Source organism: Bradyrhizobium sp. WSM4874 (genome assembly GCF_055811835.1).
On sequence record NZ_JBVVPR010000109.1, the window covers coordinates 1 to 5,446 of the forward strand.

Annotated in this window: 6 protein-coding genes and 1 pseudogene; 6 read left to right on the forward strand and 1 reads right to left on the reverse strand. The window is 61.5% G+C overall.

Features of this window, described 5'->3' with window-relative positions; all coding sequences use genetic code 11:
• Positions 1-394 precede the first annotated feature (394 nt).
• Positions 395-814, forward strand: coding sequence for a hypothetical protein (locus AC0L3P_RS39195; protein WP_473309347.1), 420 nt, complete (start codon positions 395-397; stop codon positions 812-814).
• A gap of 16 nt (positions 815-830) precedes the next feature.
• Here AC0L3P_RS39195 and AC0L3P_RS39200 read toward each other — a convergent pair.
• A pseudogene (locus AC0L3P_RS39200) lies at positions 831-980 on the reverse strand (IS66 family transposase); the annotation flags it as partial.
• Positions 981-1,571: 591 nt separating this feature from the next.
• On the opposite strand from AC0L3P_RS39200, the gene AC0L3P_RS39205 reads away from it, so the two are divergent.
• The 5 genes from AC0L3P_RS39205 to AC0L3P_RS39225 are packed head-to-tail and all read left to right on the forward strand — an operon-like array spanning position 1,572 to position 5,009.
• Complete coding sequence (locus tag AC0L3P_RS39205; RefSeq protein WP_473309349.1) at positions 1,572-2,837, forward strand: Tm-1-like ATP-binding domain-containing protein; 1,266 nt, start codon at positions 1,572-1,574, stop codon at positions 2,835-2,837.
• A gap of 52 nt (positions 2,838-2,889) precedes the next feature.
• Positions 2,890-3,018: a hypothetical protein gene (locus AC0L3P_RS39210; RefSeq protein ID WP_473309355.1), complete on the forward strand. Its 129-nt coding sequence runs from the start codon at positions 2,890-2,892 to the stop codon at positions 3,016-3,018.
• Positions 2,987-3,298 carry an HAD-IA family hydrolase gene (locus tag AC0L3P_RS39215; RefSeq protein ID WP_473309353.1) on the forward strand — a complete coding sequence of 104 codons (312 nt, stop codon included), beginning with the start codon at positions 2,987-2,989 and terminating at the stop codon, positions 3,296-3,298. The genes AC0L3P_RS39210 and AC0L3P_RS39215 overlap by 32 nt, the downstream gene beginning before the upstream one ends.
• Positions 3,277-4,626 carry an aminotransferase class III-fold pyridoxal phosphate-dependent enzyme gene (locus AC0L3P_RS39220; protein ID WP_473309350.1) on the forward strand — a complete coding sequence of 450 codons (1,350 nt, stop codon included), beginning with the start codon at positions 3,277-3,279 and terminating at the stop codon, positions 4,624-4,626. The genes AC0L3P_RS39215 and AC0L3P_RS39220 overlap by 22 nt, the downstream gene beginning before the upstream one ends.
• 26 nt (positions 4,627-4,652) lie before the next feature.
• Positions 4,653-5,009, forward strand: coding sequence for a hypothetical protein (locus tag AC0L3P_RS39225; RefSeq protein WP_473309351.1), 357 nt, complete (start codon positions 4,653-4,655; stop codon positions 5,007-5,009).
• Positions 5,010-5,446: the final 437 nt, after the last annotated feature.

Sequence of the window (5,446 nt, forward strand, 5' to 3'; positions counted from 1 at the left end):
TGGTCCTTCTGGCGCAGAGCTCACCAGGCTGCCGCTCAACGCGCCCACTTCAAATCAAAAAAGCAACTGTAATGCTAACATCCTTCTCGTTCGTTTGCCGCCGTAACGGCATGACGCAGGCGCAATCCATCCGACGCAGAGAGGCGGTCACACGCTTCAGAATCTCATCCTTCGTCTCGCGAGTTGGTCGATTGTTGACGAGATCGGCCTTCCGCGTGCATGTTCAGGGAAGCATCTGACCTGGCATCTTCAGCCGTCGTCATGTCCAGCAAGCATCTTTGCAGCGCGCACTCCGACGAGAACCAGGGATGAAGGGCGTGAGTCGATAGAGGTTCACGAACGCTCCTAAGATATCGAGCGAGTAAGTTCGCGGAAGCTGGGTACGGGTGAGGCAGTGAACTTCCAGGTGACGGTTCTCAAGGTGCTGGTCAGCTATCCAGACGGGTTCGCCGCCATGGCGGACCTCAAGCGTGATATGGCGATTCTGGCCACGAACGGACCGGACTGGGCCGAACGGACGAAGCGGTTGGTCGTCCGTGTGCCCAACCTGGATATCTTCTCCCAAGGACTCATTGAGCGGATAAACGGGGGCTGGCATGTCACTGATAAGGTACGCGCGGTTCTCGAGATCATGGAGGCTCGGCCCGCACCCGCCCGACAAGCAAGGGAGCTGCCTGATGTCCTCGCGGCGGAGGAGCCGACGCCAGCCGCGACTCTGCCACCGACGCCCTCGATAGCGCCGGTTCGACCCATGCGGGAACCAGGGCGACGCCACCGCGATGCTGCACGACGAAGCCAAGCGACCTCATCGTAACGAAGCTCGGTTCTCGAACAGCGCATTTCTGGTTGAGCGTGACCGGATGGATCGAACGTTCGACGAAGTTGTTGTCGAGCTCGATGCGGCCATCATCGACAAAGCGCGTCGCACCCTGGCAGCGAGAGTAGGTCCACCGGATGGTGACGGCGAGCTTGGCATTCTGTCGTCTAGCGCCAATATCAATGTTGGGCTGCGGGTAATCCTGAGGGCGGAGACATTGGTTAGAAGGCACGCCAAAGTACCTACCTGGGTTGGCAGGTTGCTAACTATCCTGCCGTGCGTAGACTTCTTGAGCGACATCTAGCGGAACAAGATCACCTTGCAATCTCAAACCGTGCTTTCGGCTGCTTGCGAAGATTCATCCTTCGATGAATCTACACCAATCCAGCTCACGGCCTATCCGTCCTACGTCCTCAATTTACGGCTCTGCGCTCGAAAGCGGCATCGTGAAGCGAGCTCAAATCCAGCCGGGCGCCCCACACTCCGGATCGCCACACCTTCGATGAAATGCTGCTGCGCATGAACGACCGCTGTTCACAGCATGTCGTGTCGGATCGCAACATGAGAGAGCGAGGCGGGAAACCTTAAATTGCAGCCGCGCGGTTATCGCCATCGTACGCCGGCATCTCTCACAATCCACCGATAGGTGGATGTCATGCATCGCAGCAAGTTCATAACGTCGCGGCCAGCAATCACCTGCGCGCACCTCCAGCCATTGCGCGATCCTTCGTTTCGACACCGTCATTGCGAAGACATGATCAACAGATCTCACCCACGAATTTTGCTGATCGGCACCGGCGACACCAAGTCGGACGAGCTCCTGTTCATGCAGCGCTGCATTGATGACTCTGGTGGCGAGACTGTGATGATGGACGTCAGCGTGCTCGGCGCCCCCCCTTACAACCCAGAGCACGACAAGCACAGGGTTGCCGCCGCCGCCGACACAACGATCGAAGCTGTGATCGCTAGCGGCGACGAGAACTCGTCGATCACCGTGATGGCGCAAGGCGCCTCGCGCCTGACGCGGCAACTCTGGGACGAGGGCAGGATAGACGCCGTGATCGCGATTGGTGGCACCACGGGCACCGACCTCGCGCTCGACGTCGCGCTCGCGCTGCCCCTCGGGTTTCCCAAGCTGATCGTGTCGACGATCGCGTTCTCACATCTCATTCCTCCCGAGCGCATCGCTGCGGATCTGATGATGATCCTGTGGACCGGCGGCCTCTACGGCCTCAACGGCACTTGCACGACGGTGCTGTCGCAGGCCTGCGGCGCGATCGTCGGTGCGGCCCGCAGCGCCAGGAGACTGCGGCCCGATCGGCCGATCGTGGCCCTGACATCGCTCGGCAAAAGCTGCCTCAGCTACATGGTCCAGCTGAAACCGCAGCTCGAGGCTCGCGGCTACGAAGTCCTGGTGTTCCACACCACGGGCATGGGCGGCCGCGCGATGGAATCGATCGCAGCGCAAGGCGGATTTGCCGCGGTGCTCGACCTCAGCCTTCAGGAGGTCGCTAACCAGTTGATGGGCTCGGTGGTGAACTCCGGCTCGGACCGTCTGCTGAATGCCGGCCGGAGCGGAATTCCGCAGATCGTGGCGCCCGGCGCCGTAGACATGGTGGACTTTCCCGCCTGGCTGCCGGTGCCGACGGAACTCGCCGATCGTCCTTTTCATGCGCATAACCGCCTGCTTGCTTCCGCGACGTCTGGTGCCGACGATCGTCGCCGGATCGCGCGCACCATTGCCGCGAAGCTTGCGGAGGCGACGGCGCCAGTAGCCTTCGTTCTTCCGTTGGGCGGCATCCAGCGATGGGATCAGGAGGGCGAGCCGCTGTACGATCCCGAAGGCCTTAGCTCCTTCGTCGCGGAAATGCGTGCTGCGATCGGACCGCCGGTCGAGCTTCACGTGATCAAGGACCACATCAACCACCCGGGCTTCGCCGCGAAGGTGCTGGCGATCTTCGATCGCTGGGTGGCCGACGGGGTCGTTCCAGCCGGCAAAGTACCGTTGGAACAGACATGAATGCGCCCTCGGCGAGCGCGCTGGTGCTGGATTTCGGCGGGGTGATCCCAAGATGCTCGTCATCCGCCGCGAAGCCGAGCGCACCGTCCGGATCGCGCGAGGAGCTGGCCGCAAGCTCGCCATTCTCTCCAACGAGCTCGACCTGTTCTATGGCCCGGAGGCGCAAGCTGCCGCTGCTTGAAGACTTCGAGGCCATCGTCGACGCGACACGTACCAAGATCCTGAAGTCCGAACCGCGCGCTTATGCAGCCACGTGCGATGCGCTCGGGCTCGCGCCGCAGGCTTGCGTCTTCGTCGACGACCAGGAACGCAACATCAAGGGCGCCGTCGCCTGCGGATTTTCCACTGTCCGATCGATGTTCGATATCCCCAAGGCTCTTACCGGCAGGGCCTGCAGATGCTCGGCGTTGCCTTCGACTGACGACAAACGGAGCCATCCATGCGCGAAATCAATTTCCTGATCGAGAACAATGCCCGCCGCATCTGGCACCCGATGGCACATCCCAAAGACATGCAGGATCATCCGCCGCGCATCATCATGAAAGGCGAAGGCATTCACGTCACCGACATCGAAGGCAAGGCCGTGCTCGACGCGGTCGCCGGCCTCTGGAACGTGACGCTCGGCTACAGCTGCGATCCGATCAAGAAGGCGATCGCCGACCAGCTCAACGATTTACCCTATTATTCCGGCTTTCGGGGCGTCTCGACGGGACCCGCAATCGAGCTCGCCTATGAGCTCACCGAATGGTTCAAGCCGGAAGGCATGGTGCGCGCGTTCTTCACCTCGGGCGGATCCGATTCTGTGGAGACCGCGCTGCTGCTCGCGCGGCAATACTGGAAGATCAAGGGCCAGCGCGACCGCACCAAATTCCTGGCTCTGAAGAAAGGCTATCACGGCACGCATTTCGGCGGCGCATCGGTCAACGGCAATTCAAACTTCCGCCGCAACTACGAGCCGCTGCTGCCCGGCGTCTACCACATGCCCGCGCCCTGGACCTACCGCAATTCGTTCAACGAGACCGATCCGGCGAAGCTCGCCCAGCTCTGCGTCAATGCGCTCGTCGACGAGATCGAGTTCCAGGGCGCCGACACCATCGCCGCCCTCATCATGGAGCCGGTGCTCGGCGCCGGCGGCGTGATCGTCCCGCACGAGAGCTTCATGGGCCTAGTTCGCGAGATCTGCGAGCGCTACGGCATTCTCCTGATCTCGGACGAAGTCGTCACCGGCTTCGGCCGCACCGGCGCATGGTCCGGTGCGCGGCTCTGGAACGTAAGGCCGGATATGATGACGATCGCAAAGGCCGTCACATCGGGCTATTTCCCACTGGGTGCCGCCATGATCGGCGAGAAGATCGCCGAGGCCTTCGAGCGCGACGAGACGAGCTTTGGCTCGATTGGCCACGGCTACACCTATTCCGGCCATCCCGTGGGTTGTGCGGCCGGCATCGCCGCACTTGCCGAAACGCGGCGGCTGCAGCTCGACGCCAAGGCCGCGCTCTCGGGCGCCGTGCTCAACGATGCGCTCGCGGCGCTCAAGGAGAAGCATTGCATCGTTGGCGATGTCCGCGGCAAAGGCCTGATGGCAGCGCTCGAGCTCGTCGCCGACCGCGACAGCAAGAAGGCGCTCGACAAGAAGCTCGTCGGAAACATAGCAGATGCGATCTACGAGGCCGGCGTGATGGTGCGCGTCTCTGGCAGCAACATCATGCTGTCGCCTCCCTTGATCATCACGGCCGATGACGCCAGGACGATCGCGCGAGCGATTGACCACGGGCTTGCGGCTGCCTGACCGGAGAGACGAGCGCTTGCGCTACTTTGGCCGCACCCATTGCTGATCCAGCTTCGCTCGGCGTACTGGCCTCGAACCTCAAAACCGTCTGGTGTGCGCCGACGACGGATGCTCGCCGCAAGAAGCGCATTGTACGCACCCTCGTCCATGAGGTCGTCGCCGATATAGACGACGCGGCGTCCGAGATCGTTCTCATCATCCACTCGGTGGGTGGCGCTCACAGCGAGTTGCGCTTCCCCAAGCGCCGGCGCGGACAGCGCAACAGCACTTCCGCCGATATTATCCAAGCCGCTCGTCAACTGGTGCTGATCGCCAGCGACAATCTGATTGCCGGCCGCAGGTCGCGTCAGAGCACAAGGTCGAAGGGCGAGCGTCACTCTTAAAGTTCGCAAGCGAGCCATCTGTTTTTACCTCCTCCCTTTACGTCTGCCACAAGCGAGCATAGGCGCTTTCAGCCAACAGATCACTATGCCGGCCCTCCGCAACAATCCGGCCCTTGTCCAAGACGATTATCTTATCGGCACCACAGATGGTGCTGAGGCGGTGAGAGATGACCACGATGGTCTTGCCGGCCTGGCGGAAATTCTCGAGGAGCCCGCGCACAGTGGCTTCGGCAACCGAGTCAAGAGAAGAAGTAGGTTCGTCTAGCACTAGGATTTCCGGTGTGTTTCGGCATGGAATAAGGACCCCGTTTCGGGGTGATCGGCATCCAAAAGGGGGTCTGACTCATTTCCGATGAAGTTTGCCGGGCGACTGTGGTTCTCAAACGGAGAATCAGCGCCATGCGGACGGGCTTTCAAATCTCATCGCTAGTACCGAG

Coding starts and splice junctions, on each gene's coding strand:
- AC0L3P_RS39220 (WP_473309350.1), top strand. CDS start 3,277: ATGCGCGAAATCAATTTCCTGATCGAGAACAATGCCCGCCGCATCTGG.
- AC0L3P_RS39205 (WP_473309349.1), top strand. CDS start 1,572: ATGATCAACAGATCTCACCCACGAATTTTGCTGATCGGCACCGGCGAC.
- AC0L3P_RS39215 (WP_473309353.1), top strand. CDS start 2,987: ATGGCCCGGAGGCGCAAGCTGCCGCTGCTTGAAGACTTCGAGGCCATC.
- AC0L3P_RS39210 (WP_473309355.1), top strand. CDS start 2,890: ATGCTCGTCATCCGCCGCGAAGCCGAGCGCACCGTCCGGATCGCGCGA.